Genomic DNA, 25973 nt, shown 5'->3' with positions numbered 1-25973 from the left:
TTCTCTGGTTTAAATGGGATATATTGACAACTCGTAAGGAATGGATGTTTTATGGGCTTATCAAAATCCTTTCAGCTGGTTCTGTTAATTGTTTTCGGCCTATTGGTTTTCCGTATTTACACGGTTGAAAATAATGAAGTTCAAGAACAAGGTGAAATTGCACGTGCAAGTTATTTACAATATGTGCAAACATATCGTAATTGGGATGGTGACGGCGAAGCCCTATATCAGCAAATGTCGAGTACGTTTACGTTCCAATTTTTTCAATTTATTCATAATACAGACAGCAATCTAAACTTCACTCATGGCAGTTTACAACGTCCAAGTGATGACTTTGCTAGCAAAATTTTCAATATTGAACTCGGTCATATTCAATCATTTCCACAAGCAAGACTTCAAGTTCGTTTAGACACATCAAGCGTTTTATCAGCTAATATTGCTGATCTTGAACAAACTGCCACATTATTAATTGGTGCGTATATTCTATTAATGCTGTTGTTTGCCGCATTAGTACAATTGCATAAAAAACGCATTCGGTATGCAGCAGACTACATCACACATATTCCTGATTTATCTTTTTTAGCGTTAGAAAGTTCACGTTTCCCGGGTGTATTACGCCCATTGGGTAATGCCCTTGAAACTTGTCGTAACCATTTAAAACTGAGTCTTGACCGAGTAAGAAAAGAAAACGAACTACTGACTAAAGCCGCTTATCAAGATCCAGTTAGTGGTTTTTCTACCCGCCAACGTTTTACTCAATTTTTAGAAGACTTAAGCCAATCAACAAAACAGCAGTATGGTGTGTTGATCATGGTGAAAGCAGCAGAACTGGCTAACATTAATCAACTACATGGCCGAGCAGCAGGAGACGATTACTTAGCTAAACTGGCTAACTGCATCCGTAAAGCGGTGTCATCATTAGGGGTTAATGAATGCTTTAGAGTCTCTAGTGGTGACTTTGCGGTCTTTATTGATGGCTTAACGCTCAAAGAAGGTGAAAAATATTTAGAACAACTAAAACGCCACCTCGATGAGTATGCTCAAAGCACCCGAAGTGATTCAATTGCTCATGCAGGCATGGTGCCTTTTAAAGAAGGATGTGAACCTTTAACGTTAATGGCATTAGCGGACACAGCGGTGAGCATCGCGCAAACTTTAGGACCTAATCGATATTATCAACTCGAGAAGCTGTCAGGTGATGAAAAGTTAGGTGATGATCATTGGAAAATCACTATTGATGATTTAATTAACCGCCGCAGTATTAACTTTTATCAGCAGCCTATTCAGCCTTGTAATAATCAAACTGACGTCTATCGTGAACTGTTAGCTCGTTTTTATAATGCCGAAGGTAAGTATCTTCCTACCACTACTGTGATAGCAATGGCTGAGCGTTACGGCTTAAATGTCGAACTTGATAAAATGATAGTGATCCAAACTATTAAAGTATTAAGTGAAAACCCAAGTATTGTCGGCAATATGGGAGTCAACATTAGTGCGTTATCTGCCCTGCAAGATGGATTTACGACATGGTTAAAAGACTTATTAACCAAACACCGTCAAATTGCATCTCGTATAATATTTGAACTCAATGAATCAGGCATGCAAGCCAATTTAATCTCGAGCCATCAATTTGTCAGTGAAATGCATAAAGTCGGCGCTAAAGTCGCTATTGAGCGTTTTGGTTTAGGATTTACTTCGTTTAAATTTTTCCGCGAAGTTCGCCCTGACTTTATAAAACTAGACAGTAGCTACAGCGATAATATTGAACAAGATAACAATAATAAGTTCTTTGTTCGTATGATGGTCGACATTGCCAAGCGTATTAGTATTCGCGTTATTGCTACAGGTGTTGAAAAACAAGACGAGAAACTAACCTTAGAAAAATTACTCGTTGATGGTTTGCAAGGATATTACATTGCTAAACCTGAAATTTTGGTCAAAAAACAGTAATTTTTAGGTTACTTAAATGTAAAATAGGGCGTTTTATTCCAAGGTTAAGCATTTTATGCTTAACCTTATTTTTTATCCGTTGTTTCTCAACGCTAAACCTTAGATAATACTAGGATCTATTGGTCAAAAAAATGTAGCAATGACAGAGTACCTTTTTCTATTAATCGGCACTGTACTGGTTAATAACTTCGTCCTAGTTAAATTCTTAGGTCTATGCCCTTTTATGGGGGTGTCGAGCAAATTGGCGTCTGCGATTGGTATGTCAATGGCAACCACTTTTGTATTAACGCTCGCTTCAATTTTAAGCTATCTCACCAATGAGTTTTTATTACAACCCTTCAACCTTAGTTACTTACGCACCATGAGCTTTATTTTGGTGATTGCCGTTGTAGTCCAATTTACTGAAATGGTCGTACAAAAAACCAGTGCATCATTACATCGTGCCTTAGGAATTTATTTACCGCTCATTACCACTAACTGTGCGGTATTGGGTGTCGCCTTACTCAATGTAAATGAAGACCATAACTTTATTCAATCAGCTATTTATGGTTTTGGCGCTGCTGTCGGCTTTTCATTAGTGTTGATTTTATTTTCTGCCATGCGTGAACGCTTAGCGGCCGCGGATGTTCCTGTGCCATTTAAAGGCGGCGCAATAGCCATGATCACCGCGGGACTGATGTCATTAGCATTTATGGGGTTTGCGGGGCTGGTTAACTAGTATGACAAGTATATTGATTGCTGTAGCGGTATTGAGTTTATTGGCATTAGTGTTTGGAGTTATTTTAGGTTTCGCCTCAAAGAAATTTAAAGTCGAGGGCAATCCTGTTATCGATCAGGTGGAAGCTTTGCTTCCGCAAACACAATGCGGTCAATGCGGCTACCCAGGTTGTCGACCTTATGCAGAGGCAATTGCTAATGGTGACCATATTAATAAATGCCCTCCAGGTGGTACTGCAACTATGGAGAAAATTGCTGAGTTGATGGGGGTTGACCAAGAGCCATTAAATGCCGAAGCCCAATCTTCAGTAAAAAAAGTAGCCTATATCCGAGAAGATGAATGTATTGGTTGCACTAAATGTATTCAAGCGTGCCCAGTTGATGCCATTTTAGGCGCAGGTAAGCTGATGCACACCGTGATAGCAAAAGACTGTACGGGTTGTGATTTATGCGTAGAGCCTTGCCCTGTTGATTGTATCGATATGATCCCTTTAGAAACAACTCTACAAAATTGGGATTGGAAACTAAACACAATCCCAGTCAAGGTGATTCATTCTGAGCAAGAGGAACAAGCGTGTTAACGATATTAGAACAACTTGATAAAGGATCGTTGTGGCAATCTCCTGGCGGGATCCATCCTCCTCAATTAAAAACACTATCTAATCAATCGGCAATTTCACGCTTACCCCTTGCAAAGCGTTTTGTTGTACCCGTCCCATTAGTCGGCGAGCAAGCTACGTTGACCGTAACGGTGGGCGATAAAGTATTAAAAGGCCAGATACTGACAGAAGGAGCTGGTTTTACTTACTTACCCGTTCATGCACCTACGTCCGGACAGATTATTGCTATAAAGCAACACGCAACTAACCACCCTTCTTCTTTGCCAACGTTAAGTTGTATTATTGAAGCAGACGGCCAAGACACCTGGTGTGATTTAACCCCAAACAGTCTTAATCAACTATCAAAACCGCAAATATTAGACAAAATCAAGCAAGCTGGAATTGCAGGTATGGGTGGCGCGGCATTTCCAAGCCATGTGAAACTCAACCCAGCTAGTGAAATAGACTTAGTCATAATCAATGGCATTGAGTGCGAACCTTATATCACTTCAGATGACCGACTAATGCGCGATCACAGCCATGAAATAATGTCTGGTGTTGGAGTGATTAATCATCTACTCAATCCTCAGCGGATTATTATTGCCATAGAAGACAATAAACCTGAAGCGGCGCAAGCCATGCAAGACGCGCTGAATAGAAGTGACTTGCCTAAAGGTGTTGTTCGCGTCACTGTCATTCCAACAAAGTATCCTTCAGGTGGCGAAAAACAGTTAATCCAAATTATTACCGGCAAAGAAGTACCAAGTGGTGCAATCCCTGCTCAACTCGGTATTGTGGTTCACAACGTTGGTACAGCCTACGCCATTCAAGAGGCGATATATCAAGGTAAACCTCTGATTGAGCGCGTTGTCACATTAACTGGCGAACATATTGGCCAACCTGGGAATTATTGGTTACCAATAGGTACCACTGTGGCAGATGCACTGCAGTCAGTTAAGTTTATTGAATCAGCCGAACAAAAAGTCATTGTTGGTGGCCCCATGATGGGGTATGCCCTAGCAGAATTAGATGTACCGATCTTAAAAGGTACGAACTGTTTATTAGTACCAAGCCAAAATGAAATTGCACCCGATGTCGATGAAAAAGCTTGTATACGTTGTGGTGAGTGCGCTGTGGCATGTCCAGCGTTATTATTACCGCAACAACTTTTCTGGCATGCAAAAGCAGAAGAGTACGATAAGGCCGCCAGTTTTAACTTAAAAGATTGCATTGAATGTGGTTGTTGCAGCTATGTATGTCCAAGTGATATTCCATTAGTTGAATATTATCGCGTCGCTAAATCGGCATTGAAAATAGAAGCCGAAGAGAAACGCCAAGCTGAACAAGCCAAAATCCGTTTCGAAACTCGCTTGCAGCGTTTAGAAGATGAAAAGAATGCTCGTGAAGCTAAAGCAAAAGAAGCAGCAGCTAAACGTCAAGCTAATATGAAGTCATCAGATAAAGATGCTGTAGCCGCTGCCATGGCGCGCATTGCGGCTAAAAAAGCGCAAGTGACGACTGCGCCCTCAACAGCTTCGTCAACAGAAACAGCAACACAAACATCTCAAGCTGTTGTCGATCCGAAAAAAGCCGCAGTCAATGCTGCTATTGAGCGTGCCAAAGCTAAAAAAGCCGCTCAAGCAAGCGCTGCACGCAATGATACCCTTGATTCTACAAGTGAATCTGTCATCGTTGATGACAAGCAAGCTAAGATTGCCGCTGCTGTTGCAAGGGCAAAAGCTAAGAAAGCAGCACAAATAAATCAAACTGATATGGTGCCTACTGAAGTTGAGCCATCAACAGATATCATCGATGATAAAAAAGCTCGTGTTGCAGCGGCTGTCGCTAATGCAAAAGCTAAAAAAATTACCAAAGAAAATCAAACTGATGAGACGGCTTTAGCGCCTCAACCAACAGCTGAAATTGAATCAACAACAGATATTGAGGCCTCTACCGATCCTATTGATGACAAAAAAGCCCGGGTCGCAGCTGCTGTCGCTAAAGCAAAGGCTAAAAAACTTGCTCAAGCAAATCAAACTGATGTGACTATTTTAGCGCCTCACCCAACAACTGACATTGAATCAACAACGGATCTTGAAGCCACTACCGATCTCATTGATGATAAAAAAGCTCGTGTTGCAGTAGCTGTCGCTAAAGCAAAAGCTAAAAAACTTGCTCAAGCAAATCAAGCTGATGAAGCCGATACTACGATTGAATCAATAGCAAATGACTCAATAACTGCGCAACACACTGAAACGCCACCAACGCTTAAACATGAAATAGCATCTGGTAGTGATACAAGGTTAATAATTAACGATGATAGTGCGGCGTATTTAACCCCAGAACAAATCAAAAAAGCAAAAGTCGCGGCAGCAGTTGCCAAAGCAAAGGCGAAAAAGCTCGCCAAAAGTGCTGAGCAAGAGGAACACTAATCATGGCATTTAAAATTGCCTCATCACCGCACGTGAGTACCAGTTTACACACCAACACCGTAATGAAACGGGTTGCCTTGTGTCTTATACCTGGTATTGCTGTTCAAAGTTATTATTTTGGCTTAGGTACGTTAATCCAATTATTCTTAGCAGTAAGTGTGGCGTACCTAGCTGAAGCGGCCGTGATGAAGTTACGCCACAAAAATATTAAGGCTACGCTTAGTGATAACAGCGCATTAGTGACTGCGTCATTACTCGCCGTTGCGATACCGCCTTTAGCACCTTGGTGGCTCATTGTCATCGGGACTCTTTTTGCTATCGTCATCGTAAAACAACTTTATGGTGGCTTAGGCAATAACGTATTTAACCCAGCCATGGCAGCTTATGTGTTGCTATTAATCTCATTCCCGGTGCAAATGACATCGTGGGTTGCACCACAAACAATTGCACTAAACCATGCCGATTTGGTCAGTAGCCTACAAAGCATATTTGAGTTAAATGCTCAATATTCGGCTGAATATTTTCGTACCGGTGTTGATGGCATTACTATGGCGACGCCACTTGATACACTAAAAACCGATTTATCCATGGGATTAACCACCACAGAAAGCTTAGCAAAACCTATCTTTTCAGGAATGACAACCCAAAGCTGGTTTTGGGTCAATATGGCTTATCTTGCTGGCGGACTTATCATGTTGAAGCTTAAGGTGATACGTTGGCATATCAGTGGCGCAATAATCGCGAGTGTGTTTGTATGTGCCAGTTTCGGCTTTTTAATCAGCCCCGATACTTTTGTTAGTCCGTTAATGCACCTATTTAGCGGCGGCACTATGCTGGCAGCATTTTTTATCGCGACCGATCCGGTTACTGCGGCAACCAGTCCGCGAGGCAGATTAATTTTTGGCGCCATGATTGGCGTATTGATTTACCTTATTCGTACTTTTGGCGGTTACCCTGATGCAGTCGCATTTGCAGTATTACTTGCCAATATGTGCGCGCCATTTATTGATTACTATGTTCGCCCACGTAGTTACGGACATCGCACAGGAAATTAACCATGTCTTTAAATGATAATCCGATGATTAAAAATGGCTTATTATTAGCTCTGTTTGCCCTGTGTTGTACTGGTTTGGTCGCGCTTGTAAATGCCCTAACCCAAGATACTATCGCGCTACAGGAACAAAAACAGTTAACAGAAACATTAACTCAAGTAATCCCAAACGAGTTACATGATAATGTCTTATTTGAACAATGTATTTTGGTGCATTCGCCAGAGTTATTAGGCAGTAAAAATGCATTGCCCGCCTACTTAGCATATAAAAATCAACAAGCTGTCGCGATTGCAATTGAAGCTATTGCGCCTGATGGCTATAACGGTGAAATAAAGCTAATTATTGGTATTGATAACGACGGCCAAGTATTAGGTGTGCGCACGCTTTCGCATCAAGAAACACCAGGCCTTGGTGATAAAATCGAATTACGTAAATCGGATTGGGTAACTCATTTTAGTGGCCAACTCTTTAAAGATAATACTGACTTGTGGAAAGTGAAAAAAGACGGTGGTCAGTTTGATCAATTCACTGGCGCCACTATTACTCCACGAGCTTATGTTAAAGCCATCAGTAAAGCATTAACTTTTGTTGAGCAACACCGTCAAGATTTGTATAAAAGCCATGTAACATGTGAGGGTAACCATGAGTAACTATCGCGAAATAGCCAGCCAAGGTTTATGGAAAAATAACCCCGGACTCGTACAGTTATTAGGCCTATGTCCATTACTTGCCGTCACAGCAACCATCACGAACGCATTAGGCTTAGGCGTAGCTACCCTACTTGTATTGATGGGTTCAAACATCTTAGTGTCATTAGTCCGTGATTATGTTCCTAAAGAAATCCGCATACCGGTGTTTGTCATGATCATTGCTGCTTTAGTAACTTGTGTGCAATTACTCATTAATGCCTATGCCTATAACTTGTATATCTCATTAGGAATATTCTTACCCCTGATTGTCACAAATTGCGTTATCATCGGCCGAGCTGAAGCATTTGCGTCTCGTAACTCTCTCGCTCATTCCGCCTTTGACGGATTAATGATGGGCTTAGGATTTACAGCTGTATTAGTCGTTTTAGGTGCTAGCAGAGAGCTATTAGGTCAAGGTACATTATTTGATGGAGCTGATTTATTATTAGGTGAATGGGCCAGCATTCTGACAATACATGTATGGCAAATTGATACCCCATTCTTACTCGCCATGCTGCCTCCTGGCGCATTTATTGGCATGGGGCTACTCATCGCTCTAAAAAATGTTATCGACAGTAGAATCAAAGCGAGACAACCTAAAGTAGAGTCTGTTGGGGTTACTCGCGCACGCATCACCAAGGTAAGTTAACAAAACTATTATGAATAAAGAAAAACGCATTCAGATATTAACGCGACTACGAGATAACAATCCAAAGCCTGAAACTGAGTTGAATTTTTCCAGCCCATTTGAATTGTTGGTGGCGGTGACATTATCAGCACAAGCAACTGATGTTAGCGTAAACAAGGCAACGGATAAGTTGTTTCCGGTAGCTAATACTGCTCAAGCAATTTATGATTTAGGTGTTGATGGACTCAAGCAATACATCAAAACCATTGGTTTATATAATAATAAAGCCATCAATGTGATAAACGCCTGTAAAATGTTAATTGATTTACATGGCGGTGAAGTGCCCGAAAATCGTGAGGCTTTAGAAGCATTACCTGGCGTTGGTCGTAAAACGGCCAACGTTGTGCTCAATACCGCCTTTGGCTGGCCAACTATCGCTGTCGATACACATATATTCCGAATGGCAAATCGCACTAAGTTTGCACCCGGTAAAAATGTCGATCAGGTAGAACAGAAAATGCTTAAAGTCGTGCCTAGCGAGTTTAAAGTAGATGTGCATCATTGGTTTATTTTACACGGTCGCTATACCTGCTTAGCACGCAAACCTCGTTGTGGCAGCTGTATGATAGAAGATCTGTGTGAATTCTCTGATAAGATTTATCCAGAAGAATAGCGAAAAAAATGACCAATGCACATAATATGCTTTGGTCATTTTTTATAATTTATTGTATGTTAACTCATCAACTAACATGCAATAAACTAGCATTTTTGTCACCATAATGGTGGCAATTGATTAAATCCCAAACGAGTTAGCATTTAACCACTGTCGCGTATTCTGTAGTGCTGTTCAAGACTATCTTAAAACATCGCCACAAAAAATGCGCTGAAACAAATTGCGATTACAACAGTAGTGCCTAAGGCCATTTTTAATTCTGTAGTCATTGTCTTGCCTCCATGTAGGTATGAAAGAAGAATAACGCCTTTTGCTTATGAACCCAAAAAATATCATCACAAATGTGAGCTAATGCAAAAATTTTTGCAGTATTAATTTTATTCGTAATGCTTACTTGCTCATATCATCTATTTTTTTGTTGAATAATGATATTTAGCACTGAGTATTCAGTAGCGCTTTTTGAGGTCTGTTAAATATAAATTGTTACAGATCAACAGACGCTCATCTTTTCATTGTCATCTGAGCTTGGTAAAGTCAGATTTATTTTTATTTAAGAGAGAACATCATGTCGCAACTACTTCACACTATGATCCGCGTTGGCGATTTAGATCGCAGCATCACGTTTTACACTGACGTAATGGGTATGAAATTATTACGTCAGTCTGAAAATGCTGAATACAAGTATACCCTCGCCTTCGTTGGTTTTGGTGAAGAAACCACTGGTCAAGCGGTTATCGAATTAACTTATAACTGGGGTGTTGACAATTACGACCTAGGCAATGGTTTTGGTCATTTAGCCATAGGCGAAGAAGATATTTACGCACGTTGTGATGCCATTACCGCTGCCGGCGGTAAAGTAACGCGTGCGCCAGGTCCTGTTGCAGGTGGTACAACTGAAATCGCCTTCGTTGAAGATCCAGACGGCTATAAAATTGAATTAATCCAGAAAAAGTCAGCAACTGCAGCTTTAGGTTAATTCATTACCCACTTTATCGTTATGAATAACAAAGCCAGCAATTAGCTGGCTTTGTTAGTTTGGTTCACCATATTTTTAGTCAGGCTTTATCATATTAAAATGATCGTACGCACGTTGCGTTGCAATTCGGCCTCTTGGCGTACGTTGAATAAAACCTTGCTGAATTAAAAATGGTTCGAGCACATCTTCAATGGTTTCTCTGTCTTCGCCAATTGCAGCAGCAACGTTATCTAGCCCTACAGGTCCACCCATAAACTTATCAATAATCGCTAATAACAGTTTACGGTCCAAATAATCAAAACCTTGCATATCAACATCAAGTAAATCAAGCGCATACTCAGCAACTTCCCGAGTCACTATTCCGTCATGTTTAACTTCGGCGTAATCACGAACACGGCGCAGTAGACGGTTAGCAATACGTGGTGTGCCGCGTGAACGGGTTGCAATTTCGATTGCACCTTGATGATCAATTTCTAATCCCATCACTTTAGCAGAACGCGTTACAATGGTTGTGAGATCTTTAACGTTATAAAACTCTAAACGCAATGGGATACCAAAACGCGCCCGTAGCGGTGAGGTTAAGGCACCAGCTCTTGTTGTGGCGCCGACTAATGTAAACGCTGGTAAATCGAGTTTAATTGAACGTGCTGCAGGACCTTCACCAATCATAATGTCGAGTTGATAATCTTCCATTGCCGGATAAAGAATTTCTTCAACGACGGGGCTCAACCGATGAATTTCATCAATAAATAGTACATCACCTTGTTCAAGGTTGGTCAACAATGCCGCTAAATCGCCGGCTTTTTCTAGTACAGGGCCAGAAGTCGACTTGATATTTACACCCATTTCATTAGCAACAATCATCGCGAGCGTGGTTTTACCTAAGCCTGGCGGGCCAAAAATTAGCATATGGTCTAATGCTTCACCCCGATTGATTGCCGCTTGAATAAACACTTTAAGTTGGGCTCGAGTATCGTCCTGCCCTGTGTATTCATCCAACATTTTCGGGCGCATTGCACGGTCAATTTGCTCATCTTGACCTTGAACTTGCGGTTGGATCAGGCGATCAGCTTCAATCATTATGTAGATACCCTAGTCTGAATATTCAACGTGTTATAACATCGACTTTAATGCTGCTTTAATCAACGTCTCAGAGCTCATGCCTTCTGCATAAGCTGCAGAAACCGCTTTGCTAGCCTGCGCCGGCTTGTAGCCTAATGACAATAGCGCTGATATAGCATCTTCTTCTGCGCTATCAGCAACCGGAGTTGGTTTATAATTGCTTTGCAACATAAACTCACGTTCAGAACCAACTGAGGCTTCAAGTAAGCTTTTGAGTTTATCACGCATTTCAATGACTAAACGCTCAGCCGTTTTCTTACCCACACCTGGTAACTTAACTAAAGTCACAATATCATCACGTTCAACGCAAGAAACAAACTCTGAAGCGGTCATTCCAGACAAAATAGTTAGGGCCAATTTAGGGCCAACGCCATTGGTTTTAATTAATAACCGGAACAACGCACGTTCTTGTTTCGTAATAAAACCATACAACAACTGCGCATCTTCACGCACGACAAAGTGAGTGAACAACATCGCTTGTTGGTTTAACTCAGGTAATTCATAAAAACTGGTCATGGGCACTTGTAACTCATAACCTACACCATTCACATCTAACACCACTTCAGGCGCTTGTTTTTCAACTAATATCCCACTGAGACGACCAATCATTTGTATCTTCCGTAAGTTCTGCTGCTGGCCTTACCGCCCATAGCAATAAGACTTTGATAAGTATGAAAATGACACACTGCAACCCCTAACGCATCTGCTGCGTCGGCTTGTGGAGCCGCGGGCAATTTTAACAGTTGTTTTATCATGTGCTGTACTTGTGTTTTTTGTGCTCGACCGGTGCCCACAACCGCACTTTTAATTTGTGTCGCGCTGTATTCGGCAACCGGTAAATTAGCACAGGTTGCAGCAACAATGGCGGCGCCGCGTGCTTGACCAAGTTTCAGTGCTGAGTCTGCATTTTTAGCCATAAAAACCCGCTCAATCGCAAACTCATTAGGTTGATATTGGGTAATAATTTCAGTCAAACCCGCATAAATCTGTTGTAAACGCTGGGGTAAATCATCGGCTGAGGTGCGGATACAACCACTGCCTAAATAAATCTGTTGTCTGCCATGGCATTGGATCACGCCATAACCTGTGATGCGCGAACCAGGATCGACCCCTAATATGATCATAGATTATCTAATGCTTCCATGACGTCATCTGAAATTTCAGCATTATGATATACCTCTTGTACATCATCGTGATCTTCTAATGTGTCAATTAATCGTAAAAATTTTTCTGCGGTATCGACATCCATTTCCGCTTTAATTGAAGCAACCATAGTCACTTCTGCGTTAACGGCCTCAAGTTCGCCGCTGTCAAGAGCATCTTTTACTTTACCAAACGTCTCTGGGCTGGTGAATACATCCATTGCACCACCATCATGAGTGACAACATCCTCGGCTCCAGCTTCTAGCGCTAACTCCATTAAGGTATCTTCATCAGTGTCATTGTCGTATGAAATAACCCCTGATTTAGTAAATAAATACGCAACTGAACCATCGGTGCCTAAATTACCACCCGATTTATTAAACGCATTCCGCACCCCTGAGACTGTCCGGTTACGATTATCAGTCATAGTCTCGACCATCACGGCAGTTCCACCTGGACCATAACCTTCGTAAATAATGGTCTCAAGTTGTTGGCCGTCAACTTCACCAGCACCGCGTTTAATCGCACGCTCTACAGTGTCGCGCGTCATGTTATTGGATAAGGCTTTATCGATAGCTGCGCGTAATCTTGGATTAGCATCGGGATCTGAACCACCTTCTCTTGCGGCTACAGTGAGTTCACGGATGAATTTGGTAAATAATTTACCGCGTTTAGCGTCTTGCGCTGCTTTACGGTGTTTTATGTTGGCCCATTTACTGTGTCCTGCCATATTAAGCTCCCTTTTCATTCAAGTACAAAAGCATACTTGTAAAAAACAGACCGAGGCAGCAGCCTCGGTATGTGGTGCCCTTTAAGAGCGAGTGATGCTGAACAATAAAATTATTCTTCAGTTTTTGCCTTTTCAATCACGGCAATGCCTAACTCAGTTAACTGAACAGGATTGGCGAAACCTGGTGCGTTAGTGAGCGGACACGCTGCTGTGGTTGTTTTAGGGAATGCCATCACGTCACGAATCGAAGTCGCGCCAGTCATAAGCATAATGATACGATCTAAACCAAATGCTAAACCAGCATGTGGCGGAGTACCATAACGTAATGCCTCAAGTAAGAAGCCAAACTTCTCTTTCGCTTCTTCTGCTTCAATACCTAAAATACTGAAAACCGTGCTTTGCATTTCGGCATTATGAATACGAACAGAACCACCGCCTAATTCGCAACCGTTCAACACCATGTCATATGCATCCGAAATAGCAGCTGCTGGATCGGCGGCTAATTCTGCTGGGCTAATGCCGCGCGGTGCCGTAAATGGGTGGTGAACCGCATGGAAGGCACCATTAATTTTCTCAAACATTGGAAAATCGACAACCCACATTGGACGCCATTGACCTTTAAGTAAATCAAAGTCTTCACCCGCTTTTAAGCGCAGTGCACCCATGGCTTCTGCAACCACATTGGATTTATCTGCACCAAATAAAATGATGTCGCCAGTTTGTGCACCGGTACGGCTAATAATGTTGTTAACAATATCTTCAGATAAGAATTTAAGTATTGGAGACTGAATACCATCCATACCTGCAGTTAAATCGTTAAGCTTCATCCATGCTAAGCCTTTAGCACCATAAATGCCGGCAAACTTTGTGTAATCATCTATTTGCTTACGAGACAGTGACGCACCTGTAGGAATGCGCAATGCCGCTACGCGACCTTCAACATCATTAGCTGGGCCGTTAAATACCGCAAACTCTACATCTTTGACTAGGTCAGCAATATCGACTAACTCAAGCGGGTTACGTAAATCTGGCTTATCAGAGCCGTAACGCTTCATGGCTTCAGCGTAAGACATGCGTGGAAACTCACCTAAATCAACATTGAGTAAGTCTTGGAATAAACCACGCATCATTTGCTCAGTTTTTTCCATCACTTGCTCAGATGACATAAATGATGTTTCGATATCGATTTGGGTAAATTCAGGCTGACGATCTGCTCGCAAATCTTCATCACGGAAACATTTCACAATTTGATAGTAACGGTCAAAACCCGACATCATCAATAATTGTTTAAATAACTGCGGCGATTGCGGTAACGCAAAAAACTGGCCTTTATAAGTACGACTTGGGACTAAGTAGTCGCGTGCACCTTCTGGTGTTGCTTTGGTTAAAATAGGAGTTTCGATATCTAGGAAGCCATTACCATCTAAGAAGCGACGAACTGCACTGGTCACTTTAGCGCGGAAGATTAACCGTTCGGCCATTTCTGGACGACGTAAATCTAGATAGCGATATTTAAGACGTTGTTCTTCGCTATTGTTTTGGTAATTGTCCATGCTCAACGGCAATGGTGCTGACGCATTAATGATGGTCAGTTGCTTACCCAGGATTTCGATTTCGCCGGTTTTCATTTGTGTGTTGATTTGGCTGTCTGGACGAGCACGAACCAACCCTTTAACTTGAACACAAAATTCACTGCGTAGTGTGCTTGCAACGTCGAAGACTTCTTTTAAATCTGGGTCATAAACAACCTGAACGAGTCCTTCTCTGTCGCGTAAGTCTAAAAACACAACTCCGCCTAAATCACGACTACGGTTAACCCAACCGACTAAAGTAACTTCTTGATCAAGATGAGACTTATTAATGTCTCCACAATAATGACTGCGCATTGAACTCTATCCTTTATCCACAAAGCGGTATTTTTGGAAATCGAAAACGATAAAAACGGCATTATATACCGTGACTCAAACTTATGCATTGAAGTATCAGTCAGTTTGTATGAATTAACCATACCTGTAGCACATAAACACGTTTGACTGACTGAAAAACCAACAAAATATTTAGCCCTAGTTCATTTTAAATTGGTGGCCACCAATTTTTTTAGCTTGATACATTAATTGATCAGCTGTCTTTAGCATAGCGAGTGCAGTATCTGCGTCGTCGGCAAATACCGCGATACCAATACTAGCTGAAATATTGACGCTAAATCCGTCTATGATTATTGGCTTTTTTAAAGCTAACAATATGTTATCTGCCACTTGACGTGCACTGCCTTTACTGTCGATGTTATTGAGCAGTAATACAAACTCGTCTCCACCAAATCGGGCAACCGTATCAGACTCGCGAACCACCTTGGACAATACTCCACTTACTCGATGTAACAGTTTATCACCAAGATGATGACCATAAAGGTCGTTAACAGCTTTAAAACCATCTAAATCAATAAATAACAAAGCAAAACGTTGTTTGTCACGTTGATGTGTCAATACCGCTTGTTCGAGTCTATCATCGAGTAAACTGCGATTTGGCAAGCCTGTTACATTGTCATGGTTGGCCATAAATTTAAGATTGTCTTCGGCTTTTAGTCTTTTTTCGATTTCGATATTTAATCGTCGATTAGACATTAAAATAGCTAAGGCAATAAAGGCTAAAATAAGAAAACCAACAATCAATATTGTTAACCAACGCTGGTAGCGTAATGAGTCGCTATTTAAATCCAGTGCAACCCACTTTTGATACATATTTTGTTGTTCGTTTTCATCGATTGTCGCAATAACGCGATCAATTAACGGTACTAATTCTTTTACACCTGGAAATAAGCCAATGCGGCTATGTTGTTCGGTTAACTCAGCGACTAAAGACAATTTTAAACTGGGGTATTGTCCCCCTTTAAGCGTTGCTGCTAATGTGGCAACCTGCTCAACAAACATGTCAGCACGGCCGTTGATCACCGTATTAATACCTTCTTTCGTGTCAGCGACAATAACAAGCTCTATTCCCGGATATTGCTGGCGTAATTGATCAACAATATGGTAACCATCAACAACGGCTAAACGTTTGCCGACAACTTGCGAAATATTAAAAATAGGCGGTTGAGTTAGTGAGGTCACAATAGCCCAAGGTGATGGCCAATAAGCAGATGAGAATGTAAGAGCATTTTCTCTTGAAGCTGTTTGCGCCATGCTGGCAACTAAGTGAATTTCGCCCTTAATTAAATCATTCACCATTTTACCAAAATCGTCATAAGCAACAGGGATAATGGTGAGATTGAGTTGCTTAACCAGCAAATTTTTAATATCAGCATTTACCCCTAAAAACTGACCATTTTTGCCTTGAAACTCCATTGGAGCCCAATTTTTAAGGTAACCCATTTTAATGGCACCTAAACTGCTAATATACTGTTTTTGCTGGGTTGTTAATTTGATTTTGCTTGCGCTGCCCGTAAAAAAACGGTCATCCGGATTAATGAGCCATTTACGTTCAATTTGAATTTGTTCTTCAACAGAAATTAAATTAAAACCTGCTTTAATTCTGTCAGCTAATCCGCTGTCATTAATACGGGTTAACGTATACATGTCTGTATTAAATTCGATGTCCGTATATTGATGAAATTCAGCCCATAACTTATTGGCTAATAAATAGTGCGACGTCATAGCAGCTGATGAAACAAATCCTATAATTTCATCGTTATGAACGGCTTTAACCATTTGTTCTAATGTATCGTAAAAACGTAATTGCGCATTTGGAAATACGCTTTTAACTTGAGCTATATAAGGTGCTGTAGGAAATACGCCAATTCTCATTGTCGATTGTTCAATATTTTCAATATTTTGTTTATGACTGAAAAAACGGCTTTTGACTGAAATAATATGCCACGCTTGTTTCAAACCTGAGCGCATATCTTTACTTTCTGGGTAGCCAATATGCACATCTGCAACCCCCGTTTTGACATCGTCAATCGTACTATTCATATCGCCTGTGACGAAGTCGATATTTATGCCTGTTTTTTTAGACCATAGTTTCCATAGGTCCACTAACATTCCCGCAGGTAGTCCATCAATACCAACGTCTGCAAAGGGCTCTACACCATTTTGCATGGCGATAACAACTCCAGAAGTTTGTTTATGGTATCCAAGCCAGCGACGCTCAATTTGCTTAACCACTTTAGGTGAAATCAATTCAAAACCTTGGTTAATTTTGTCGATGAGTGCTTGATTACCTTTATTAACAGCTGGTGATAAACCGATCTTTTTAATGAGGAGCCGCGATGAACTGTAAAAATTAGCGGCAATATCTTGCTCTAATGCCACATTACGTTGATAACCTTCAATCCCTGCGAAAACAAATAAATCACCATTAGAGGCAGCCTGTAATAATTGCTCTCGATTTTTATAGTGCTTAAAACTTAATCTGGGTTCCAACTCTTTAAGCATAGCTTCGTGAGAAGAACCACTGACGATACCAATTTGATATGGAATTAAATCATTAATGCTTTTTTTACTATTAATGGACTTATGAATATAAAGGTAAGCATTTATCGTAGTAAGAGGTTGTGCAAAATCAAAAACACTAAGACGGTCTGTTGTTTCTGACATACCAATATGAACATCGGCATGCTTTTGCTCAAGTTGTGTTAAGGATGATTGCCAGTCTCGAGCAACAAAACGTATTTTGGTATTGGTCACTGTTGACCACTCACGCCACATATCAACTAATATTCCGGCGGCATTCCCGTGCTCATCTAGATACTCAAAAGGATAAGTGTCTTCTCCCATGACAATCAATAGCGGCTCAGAAGAATACTGCTTTGTATTTTCATCGGTATGTACTGCAAATGCAGGTAAGCACAGCGACATCAACATGAATGTCAGCACCCAAGATATCAATTTCAAGTTTTTTCCCTAATACTTTCAGTTTTGATGATTAACCAAGCTTATCTGTTGTTACTTGCTAAATTTTTTTGTTACTGAGTACATTAAAGTAGCCTATTAACCAAACCAGATCCGATGCCAGATACCCAATTATCTTATTTGAACACTACTGCAACAATCCGATTGTTATTTTTATGTAATACTTAACAAATAATACCATTATTTATTAAGTGTTCGCGCTAGTTTTATCGCGTTATCATGCCCTGCTGTTGCTTTTATAGGCAACAGAGTGTTCAACACAAGCCTTTTTGAAACAACTATGTTGGCAGTTTTGTTGGCTAATAATCAATATTGTTCATATTAACAGCAATATATGTCTGCCTAAACTAAAAGTATTAACACTCTGATGAACTATTTGAAAAAAAACTCACAAAATACCAGTATGATGCTTGCTGCCATTCACCATGATTAGCTAAAATACAGGCTGAATTTTTTCCACATAACAGCTCATGAACTCTCAACAAGATACGATTTACGCTCATGCCGCGGATCAGATAGCAGATTTTCAATTCGATCAGCGTGTTGCAGGTGTATTTAATGACATGATCCGTCGTTCTGTCCCGGGTTACGCACAAATAATCAATACTATTGGTGACTTTGCTGATCGCTTTGTGACCCCAAACAGTAATATCTATGATCTGGGAAGTTCCTTAGGATCTGCAACATTAAGTATTCGTCGACAAATTGATGGGCGAGAATGCCAAATTTACGCCGTTGATAATAGTCAATCGATGATAGATCGCTGTAAAGAAAATCTAGCGGCTTATGTTAGTGACACCCAAGTTAATTTATTATGCGCCGATATAAGAGATATCGACATTCAAAATGCGTCAATGGTGGTGCTTAATTTTACGTTACAATTTTTACCCATCAGCGATCGAGATGCCCTAATCAAGCGTATATATGACGGTATGCTACCGGGTGGCATTTTGGTGATTTCAGAAAAATTGTATTTTGAAGATGATAAAATTCACCGTTTGTTAGACAGCCAACATTTAAATTTTAAGCGTGCTAACGGATACAGTGAACTTGAAATTAGTCAAAAACGCAGTGCCCTTGAAAACGTCATGCGCCCTGACAGTCTAACAGTACATCAACACCGATTAACAAAAAACGGCTTTTCGCATTTTTCAGTATGGTTCCAATGCTTTAATTTTGCATCAATGGTAGCGATTAAATGATTAGTTTTAGCTCATTTTACAAAGACATCGCCGATTCTAACCTGCAGCATTGGTTAGAAAATTTGCCATCCATTCTTGGCCAATGGCAGCGCGACCATAAACACGGCAATTTACCCAAGTGGGAAAAAGTGCTTAATAAGCTCAATTACCCACAACCAGATGCAATTGAATTTACTAGTAGCGTAACCATAGGCACTGGTGAACAACTTAGCCCTGGACAAACAGAAAAGCTCAGTAACTTACTGGCGGTTTTTCAACCTTGGCGTAAAGGTCCGTTTACTGTCCATGGTATTGAAATTGATACAGAATGGCGAAGTGACTGGAAATGGGATAGAGTAAAAGGACATATATCGCCTTTGAAAAACCGCACCGTGCTAGATGTAGGTTGTGGCAGCGGTTATCATATGTGGCGTATGTTGGGACAAGGCGCGGCACGGGTGGTAGGTATTGACCCCTCACCACTATTTTTGTGCCAATTTGAGGCCATTAAACGTCTGGCCGGTAATCAACACCCTGTCCATCTTTTGCCATTAGGCATTGAAGAATTACCGCCACTGGATGCTTTTGATACGGTATTTTCAATGGGCGTGTTATATCATCGCCGTTCACCGATTGATCACTTATTACAACTTCGTGATCAATTAAGAATGGGCGGTGAATTAGTACTTGAAACACTGGTTATTGATGGCGATGAGAACGCAGTTCTTGTCCCCTTAAACAGATACGGCAAAATGAACAATGTGTGGTTTATCCCCTCTGTTGCGGCCTTAATGTTATGGTTAAAGAAATGTGAGTTTACCGATATCCGTTGTGTGGATATTGACGTTACCTCGCTAGATGAACAACGTAGCACCCAATGGATGAAAAATGAATCATTAGTCGATTATCTCGATCCCAATGATGCGAGTTTAACTGTTGAAGGTTATCCCGCTCCCAAACGGGCCATCATTATTGCTACTAAGAATCAACCGAATCACGATTTAGTTTAAATATTACTATTCAACAGGAATTGACATGTTAAAGCAGGTACTTGCTCTATCCGTTGCTGCAGCCTTAATATCAGGTTGTACCACAACTCAAAAACCAATGACCCCACCACTGACTAATGCTGAGTTGAATAGCAGTTTGGTTAACTCACAGACGGTAGTTATCGATGCCATTAACTCTCAATGCGCACAACAAAGTGTAGAGATAAGTGCACTTTCAGCTGAAATGAGAAAATTAAAAACACAAGTCAGTACCGCAATGGCTGAACGTCCAAAAACAGTTGTTATGCCCGCACCACCATTACCAAGACCTATTGCCATTCCAGATCAATGCTCTGAAGCCACAATCGGTGAGAAGTTTATATTAGGTGAAGTTGAAAGCGTCTATGTTGACGAAGTAAAAGCTAAGTTTGCTACCCGTATCGACACCGGTGCAGAGTCGTCTTCTTTAGATGCACGAAATATCGTATTATTTGAACGTGACGGCGTACAATGGGCTCGTTATGACGTAATGACTAATGGTATTGACCAACCAGGCAATACCTTTGAATCAAAAGTCGAAAAATTTGTTCGAATTAAACAAGACGTCGATTCAGAAGATGATCGTCGTCCAGTGATCCATGCGCATTTAAAAATAGGTAAATATTCAGCAGAAACAGACTTAAACCTTGTCGATCGAAGCCACCTAGATTATCCACTATTACTAGGTCGCAAGTTTATGAAAGATATTGCAGTCGTTGATGTAGGCCAAATCTATATCCACGGTAAAGCAAAAGACCAAATAACCACGTTAAATAAGTAGGATCAGTAATGCATTCTCGTAAACCGTTTTACATCTTTGTTGCGCTGCTATTTATCATCGGCATCAGCACAAGTATTTACCGTGGAATTGAGCACAACGTGCCTTTCTTACCTGGCGAACAGGTTCAAAGTTGGGCTGTTGACGCTAAAGTCAGTTTTGTTGGTAGCAATCAACCAGCTGAAGTCAACTTCTCGTTACCGAACGATCCAGCATTTGATGTGCTCGTTGAAAACGCAACATCACCAGGTTACGGCTTGACCATTTCTAACGATGTGGCTAACCGTCGCGCCGTATGGTCAATTCGTGAAGCTTCAGGCCCACAAGCTCTATATTACCGAGTGACACTCGTCCCTACGGGTAAATTAAGCATTGAAGCCACCGAAGAGCCGCTGGCACCTGATGCCTATTTATGGCCAGCAACTGAAAAGTCAGCTGCTGAGCAGATTACTGAAGAAGTGTGGGGCCGTAGCGCCACTAATCTGTCATTTGCCCAACAATTGATGAACTTAATCAATGACACACAACAAAGCCAGAACATGGCATTGTTATTGTCCGCAAACACTTCGACTGATTTGTTTTTACACATGTTGCACTCTAAAGGTGTACCTGCGCGTATAGTCAACGGCTTGCAACTAGAAGATCAACGTCGTCGTCAGCAATTAACGTCTTATGTGCAGGTATACAATAAAGGCGAATGGGTGTTATTTGATGTACCAAATAACAAACAAGGCCGTGACAATACTCTAGTGATTTGGGAATACTCTGGTCATTCAGTATTAGATGTGATGGGCGGTATTAACTCACAAGTTAACTTCTCTATGCTGCAAGACACACGTTCAGCATTAGCGACCTCAATAGACATGATGATGAATGATAACGCGTGGGACTTCTCGCTGTATCAATTACCTCTAGAAGAGCAAAGTCTATTCAAAGGCATTTTACTGATCCCTATCGGTGTCTTAGTCGTTGTGTTTTTACGGGTTATTGTTGGCATTAAAACATCGGGCACCTTTATGCCAGTGTTAATTGCCTTAGCCTTTATTCAAACTACACTGCTCACTGGTTTGATTGGTTTCTTATTAATTGTGGCATTTGGATTAATGATCCGTTCCTATCTGTCCACACTCAATTTACTGCTCATATCCCGAATATCCGCGGTCATTATTGTGGTGATTTTCATTATCGGCTTGTTCACACTGATTTCATTTAAATTAGGCTTAAGCGAAGGATTAACCATTACATTCTTCCCGATGATCATTCTTGCATGGACCATCGAGCGTATGTCCATTCTGTGGGAAGAAGAAGGTCCTAAAAAGGTTTTCGTTTCTGGTGGTGGCAGTTTATTTGTCGCAACCTTAGCCTACTTAGCTATGGATAACCAGTTAGTACAACATTGGGTATTTAACTTCTTAGGTATCCACTTAGTGATTTTGGCTCTTGTATTAGTAATGGGTCAATACACAGGTTATCGCCTAACTGAGTTAAAGCGCTTTAAACCATTGGTTGGAGAGAAATAATGAAGTACGCCTGGCCTTGGGAATTGAGCCGTAGCGGTGTACTGAATATGAACAGGCGCAATATTAGCTATATTGGTCGTTATAATCAGCGTAAATTCTACAAACGCGTTGATGATAAATTGATCACTAAACAACTTGCGCTTGCTAATAACATTGCGGTTCCTGACCTGATTGGTGTTGTTCACGAACAACATAAAATTCAAGAAATTCCAGCCATGGTCAGTGACCGTACTGGTTTTGTTATCAAACCAGCTAAAGGTTCTGGCGGTAAAGGTATCATGGTGATTACCAAAGTGAACAATGGCTGTTATTACAAGCCAAATGGTCACGAGGTCACTCACAGTGAAATTTACCGGCATGTGTCTAATATTCTCAGTGGCTTATTTTCACTGGGTGGCAAGCCTGATGTAGCGATTGTTGAAGGGTTAATTGAATTTGACCCGGTATTTGAAGGCTTCAGCTATGAAGGCGTACCTGACATTCGCTTAATCGTGTTTAAGGGCTTTCCTGTCATGGGGATGCTACGTTTATCGACGGCGGCATCTGACGGTAAAGCTAACTTGCACCAAGGTGCTGTTGGTGTCGGATTAGATATCGCTACGGGTAAAAGTTTACATGCAGTGCAGTTTGACTTACCCGTTGATAAGCATCCCGATACCCACTTTCCACTGTCGAACATGACAGTGCCACATTGGGAAACCTTACTTCATACGGCATCTAGTGCCTATGAAATGTGTGAGCTGGGATATCTTGGTACCGACATGGTATTAGACAAAAATAAAGGACCATTGTTACTTGAATTGAACGCCCGTCCAGGGTTAACCATTCAAATAGCCAATGGTAGAGGAATTTTACCTCGACTTAAACACGTAGAAGCCATGAAAGGTCCTGCGATGTCAGTTGAAGAACGCGTGGCTTATGCTAAAAAGCATTTCTCTAGTAATCCTAAGTTTTAGTTTATTGGCCACAGCAAATGCTGTGGCCAATCCGTTGGCACTGTTTGTAGAGCAGTGCCTTCAATATAAACCTGACTTAAGCAACCTTCAGCAAGATACTCTCTCATCAAGCGCGCACAACGCTGTCGAATTCGAAAAACAAACACTCGCACTGAATAACATTAATGATCGCATTCAATACTACCGCCCTTTTACGACAGACTCTTTAAGCAAACAAGGACTGTTATGGTGCCAATTACATTTAGCTGATGAGCTTTATGTATTAACCACTAACAGCCAAACTCTTCAACTTATTGACTCATTGCAACATCAATCAGCGCCATATAATCAATTGGCCGAACGCCTTGAACGAGTCGAACAAACACAGTGGAAACTAACTGAAAAATCAAAATTGCATAGCGCCCAAGCCACGGTTAATCAAGCCTTATCTGAGCGTGAATTAAATATGCAATTCAATGATGATCAATGCTTATTAAAAACTCAGCCTGTAGTCGATGAAAATAATCGGCAAGTCAGCACCAACATTGATATCCAAATTGCTAAATATTTACTTAAACAACCCAAAGCACAATGTCGTCAACAAGCTTGGTTTGCTTATCAATTGCGCGCTAAATCCAAATTACAAGCAGCTATAGCTTATATTCATGAATTACAACAGAAACGAGCAATAGAACAAGGTTATCAAAATGCGGCAGAACTTGCGTTAAAACCTTATGAACTTACACCATCAATGCTTAATCGATTTTTGGATACGCAGACAGATTCAATCGACATTGCACCATGGGATATAGCACAAGCTTTATTTCTCACTCAAAAAACTGCACCAATTGAACCCGTGTCGAGCCACGACTATTTATCGCAATTATTTGAGCAGTTAATGCCACTAGGCATTCGTAGTGAATATATTGCTCAACAAAACTCAAAAAGTGATGTTCTAGAGCAAGAAAACACCGCTAATAATGAACAAAAAGATAATATCAACATTATCAGAATATGGCATCAGCAGCGTTTATTAGGCGAGATATACACATACCCGCTATCTCAACAACAGTCTCAATCAAAATCAACATTCTCAGTTAATAGTCAGCTCATCAAGCAAACAGTAATAGGTCATCAATTTGGCCAATATGCCCTGAGTTTTCCTGCAACGTTAACTACGCAAAAACAACAACAAAAACTCATTGCTTCGCTAAGCCAAGCAATCGTGTCTTTAGCCCAAGGTGGACAATTTTATTTGCTCGCCCATAAAACTCAAAACAAACAACAGCACTCAATTGCAACTTTATGGTTAAGCAATTATCTGTCCCAATTACAACAATTTGCTTCCTCTTCACAAAGAGAGCAACTTGTAATGAAATATCAACGACAAATGAGAGTGTTTAGATCTAAAGTCACGCTCAACTATTTTCAATATTCAGGCAATCTAGATGATAACAATTGGCTAACATACAACACTGAGTTGTCAGCAGCGTTTCGTGACAGTTTTGGCCAATCTTGGCCGAACGCAACAGATGCAATATATAGCTACCAAGCTATTGCTAATGAAGGAATTAGCTATTATCTTCCTTTATGGCAACAAGCAGTCGCACAATTGATTATTAACCAAAGTACAAGCAGACATTCAAGCCAAGAAATTTTTAATCTTTTGATCGTTAATGAGGAATATTTACCTTTTAACGATCAACTTGAACAACTTATCGGACCACCAATAGACCCGCATTCACTTATCTGGAGATTTAAACATGCTAGAACTGCGCAAGAGTAAAACACTCTCGTATCTAATATTGTCAGCTAGCTTACTAAGTAGTGTGGCCTTTGCGAAACAATCGGTTGATACTATCCCGCATAATTTAAGCGCAGATCAAGTTTATCAAGGTATTAAAACAAACTTAGAAAGTAATCTTTATTCGTTACCTCCTCGAGTGCAAGGACACTATGCGATACGTCAATATCGTATGACCGGTGAAGATAAGTATGCCAATGGTTCATTGATTGACCTGCTTACCATTGCTGAACAACAAGCTTTTTACAATTGTAATTTAGATAAACCCGGTTTTAGTCGGGCTGAGTCTCAAAAAGAAGTGGCAAAAATCAAATCGGGTATACGAGGCGATGCGCGCAAGTTAGCTATTGCCCCCTACCCTGAATTTATGTTTTATAGCGACATTATCCTTCGCTACGCCAGCCGTGTTGATGAGTTTGGTTTCAAAGGACCTTGTCATGATTTAATGATAAAAACCTTGAAAAATGTAGATTTAGCGCCAGCATTAACAGACAAAAAAATGATCAAAGCCTGGGCTGCTCAATTAATTAATTATGTTTTTTGGGCTAAACAAATGGGCGTAGGCGACTATTACTCTGCCTATAAAAATGCCTTCATCAAAGCCTACCCAGATAGTGAAGACGCGACATTGGATAAGAGCCAGTATAAAAACAAAATATACGGCATGACCCACTTTATTTTTGCTGATAGTGGATATTATCAACGCCCAGTTGATGCAAAAAAATATCAATGGATTTTGACCTATTTTGAGCAAAATATTGACCGAATTTTGAAAGATACTACCGAAGATATTATTACTGAAGTGGGAATAGGTTTCTTAATCACAGGCAATGGTAATCACCCTGTCGTTGATAAGGTTAAAAAACACGTTATTGCTGCTTATAATCCGCAGTTTAAAATGATCCCATCACCAAAAGGTGAAGCCATTTTATCTTCTGGTGAGCATAGAAACGTACTAGCGATGATGCTTTTAGATTGGCCAGAGACCTTACACAAAGGACCGTATTTAAACGATATTTCGAGCACAAAACGCTATCTTCCTAAGCTTGTTACACCGAAATCAACTGCAAGCCTAACGAATGCTCATTAATTTGTTACTAACTAAATGG

The 25973-nt window shown here is 40.8% G+C and carries 22 protein-coding genes; 16 read left to right on the top strand and 6 right to left on the bottom strand.

All coding sequences use genetic code 11. The annotated features are described in order from the left end of the window. Positions 1–51: 51 nt before the first annotated feature. The 9 genes from IEY40_RS01335 to gloA all read left to right on the top strand — a co-directional run bounded on the left by IEY40_RS01335 (position 52) and on the right by gloA (position 9716). Complete coding sequence (locus IEY40_RS01335; protein WP_188952615.1) at positions 52–1950, top strand: EAL domain-containing protein; 1899 nt, start codon at positions 52–54, stop codon at positions 1948–1950. A 139-nt stretch (positions 1951–2089) separates the two neighbouring features. Then, entirely contained in the window at positions 2090–2668 is a 579-nt protein-coding gene (rsxA, locus tag IEY40_RS01330) for an electron transport complex subunit RsxA (RefSeq protein WP_188952613.1), read from the top strand. 1 nt (position 2669) lies between these two features. After that, positions 2670–3248: an electron transport complex subunit RsxB gene (rsxB, locus tag IEY40_RS01325; RefSeq protein WP_188952611.1), complete on the top strand. Its 579-nt coding sequence runs from the start codon at positions 2670–2672 to the stop codon at positions 3246–3248. Further along, a complete protein-coding gene (gene rsxC, locus IEY40_RS01320) occupies positions 3242–5698 on the top strand; it encodes an electron transport complex subunit RsxC (RefSeq protein ID WP_188952609.1) in 2457 nt (818 codons plus the stop codon). Before rsxB ends, rsxC begins: the two co-directional genes overlap by 7 nt. Before the next feature lie 2 nt (positions 5699–5700). Further along, on the top strand, positions 5701–6753 hold the full coding sequence (rsxD, locus tag IEY40_RS01315) for an electron transport complex subunit RsxD (protein ID WP_188952606.1): 1053 nt from the start codon (positions 5701–5703) through the stop codon (positions 6751–6753). Positions 6754–6755: 2 nt separating this feature from the next. Next, positions 6756–7400 (top strand): electron transport complex subunit RsxG, encoded by a 645-nt coding sequence (gene rsxG / locus IEY40_RS01310; protein WP_487250655.1) that lies wholly within the window; start codon positions 6756–6758, stop codon positions 7398–7400. Then, the gene (locus IEY40_RS01305; RefSeq protein ID WP_188952604.1) at positions 7393–8088 is read left to right on the top strand and encodes an electron transport complex subunit E; all 696 of its coding nucleotides are present in this window, start codon (positions 7393–7395) and stop codon (positions 8086–8088) included. Before rsxG ends, IEY40_RS01305 begins: the two co-directional genes overlap by 8 nt. Before the next feature lie 10 nt (positions 8089–8098). Then, positions 8099–8740 carry an endonuclease III gene (gene nth, locus IEY40_RS01300; RefSeq protein WP_188952602.1) on the top strand — a complete coding sequence of 214 codons (642 nt, stop codon included), beginning with the start codon at positions 8099–8101 and terminating at the stop codon, positions 8738–8740. A 565-nt stretch (positions 8741–9305) separates the two neighbouring features. Continuing rightward, positions 9306–9716: a lactoylglutathione lyase gene (gene gloA, locus IEY40_RS01295; RefSeq protein WP_188952600.1), complete on the top strand. Its 411-nt coding sequence runs from the start codon at positions 9306–9308 to the stop codon at positions 9714–9716. A gap of 75 nt (positions 9717–9791) precedes the next feature. On the opposite strand, the gene ruvB is transcribed toward gloA, so the two are convergent. From ruvB to IEY40_RS01265, 6 genes are all read right to left on the bottom strand, one after another. Then, a complete protein-coding gene (gene ruvB, locus IEY40_RS01290; RefSeq protein ID WP_188952598.1) occupies positions 9792–10796 on the bottom strand; it encodes a Holliday junction branch migration DNA helicase RuvB in 1005 nt (334 codons plus the stop codon). 33 nt (positions 10797–10829) lie between these two features. Beyond that, entirely contained in the window at positions 10830–11447 is a 618-nt protein-coding gene (gene ruvA, locus IEY40_RS01285) for a Holliday junction branch migration protein RuvA (protein WP_188952595.1), read from the bottom strand. Continuing rightward, on the bottom strand, positions 11444–11962 hold the full coding sequence (gene ruvC / locus IEY40_RS01280; RefSeq protein WP_188952593.1) for a crossover junction endodeoxyribonuclease RuvC: 519 nt from the start codon (positions 11960–11962) through the stop codon (positions 11444–11446). Before ruvC ends, ruvA begins: the two co-directional genes overlap by 4 nt. Further along, positions 11959–12711 (bottom strand): YebC/PmpR family DNA-binding transcriptional regulator, encoded by a 753-nt coding sequence (locus tag IEY40_RS01275; protein ID WP_188952591.1) that lies wholly within the window; start codon positions 12709–12711, stop codon positions 11959–11961. Before IEY40_RS01275 ends, ruvC begins: the two co-directional genes overlap by 4 nt. 110 nt (positions 12712–12821) lie before the next feature. Beyond that, positions 12822–14597: an aspartate--tRNA ligase gene (gene aspS / locus IEY40_RS01270; RefSeq protein ID WP_188952589.1), complete on the bottom strand. Its 1776-nt coding sequence runs from the start codon at positions 14595–14597 to the stop codon at positions 12822–12824. 177 nt (positions 14598–14774) lie between these two features. Next, positions 14775–17600, bottom strand: coding sequence for a transporter substrate-binding domain-containing protein (locus tag IEY40_RS01265; protein ID WP_229776972.1), 2826 nt, complete (start codon positions 17598–17600; stop codon positions 14775–14777). 488 nt (positions 17601–18088) lie between these two features. On the opposite strand from IEY40_RS01265, the gene cmoA reads away from it, so the two are divergent. From cmoA to IEY40_RS01230, 7 genes are read left to right on the top strand one after another with little or no spacing between them, the layout of a single operon-like run. Continuing rightward, positions 18089–18820, top strand: coding sequence for a carboxy-S-adenosyl-L-methionine synthase CmoA (gene cmoA, locus IEY40_RS01260; RefSeq protein ID WP_188952587.1), 732 nt, complete (start codon positions 18089–18091; stop codon positions 18818–18820). Next, positions 18817–19809, top strand: coding sequence for a tRNA 5-methoxyuridine(34)/uridine 5-oxyacetic acid(34) synthase CmoB (cmoB, locus tag IEY40_RS01255; protein ID WP_188952585.1), 993 nt, complete (start codon positions 18817–18819; stop codon positions 19807–19809). The genes cmoA and cmoB overlap by 4 nt, the downstream gene beginning before the upstream one ends. 25 nt (positions 19810–19834) lie before the next feature. Continuing rightward, positions 19835–20608, top strand: coding sequence for an ATP-dependent zinc protease family protein (locus tag IEY40_RS01250; protein WP_188952583.1), 774 nt, complete (start codon positions 19835–19837; stop codon positions 20606–20608). 8 nt (positions 20609–20616) lie between these two features. Further along, a complete protein-coding gene (locus IEY40_RS01245) occupies positions 20617–22125 on the top strand; it encodes an inactive transglutaminase family protein (RefSeq protein WP_188952581.1) in 1509 nt (502 codons plus the stop codon). Continuing rightward, positions 22125–23081, top strand: a complete 957-nt coding sequence (locus IEY40_RS01240) for an alpha-L-glutamate ligase-like protein (RefSeq protein ID WP_188952579.1) — start codon at positions 22125–22127, stop codon at positions 23079–23081. Before IEY40_RS01245 ends, IEY40_RS01240 begins: the two co-directional genes overlap by 1 nt. Further along, positions 23044–24846 (top strand): hypothetical protein, encoded by a 1803-nt coding sequence (locus IEY40_RS01235; protein WP_188952576.1) that lies wholly within the window; start codon positions 23044–23046, stop codon positions 24844–24846. The genes IEY40_RS01240 and IEY40_RS01235 overlap by 38 nt, the downstream gene beginning before the upstream one ends. After that, positions 24824–25954 carry a DUF3541 domain-containing protein gene (locus IEY40_RS01230; protein WP_188952575.1) on the top strand — a complete coding sequence of 377 codons (1131 nt, stop codon included), beginning with the start codon at positions 24824–24826 and terminating at the stop codon, positions 25952–25954. The genes IEY40_RS01235 and IEY40_RS01230 overlap by 23 nt, the downstream gene beginning before the upstream one ends. Positions 25955–25973 lie beyond the last annotated feature (19 nt).

The sequence above is a fragment of the Shewanella ulleungensis genome (genome assembly GCF_014648315.1).
GTDB classification, from domain to species: Bacteria; Pseudomonadota; Gammaproteobacteria; order Enterobacterales; family Shewanellaceae; genus Shewanella; species Shewanella ulleungensis.
The sequence above is the reverse complement of the archived record's forward strand: the minus strand, read 5'-3'. Positions and strand labels throughout refer to the sequence as shown.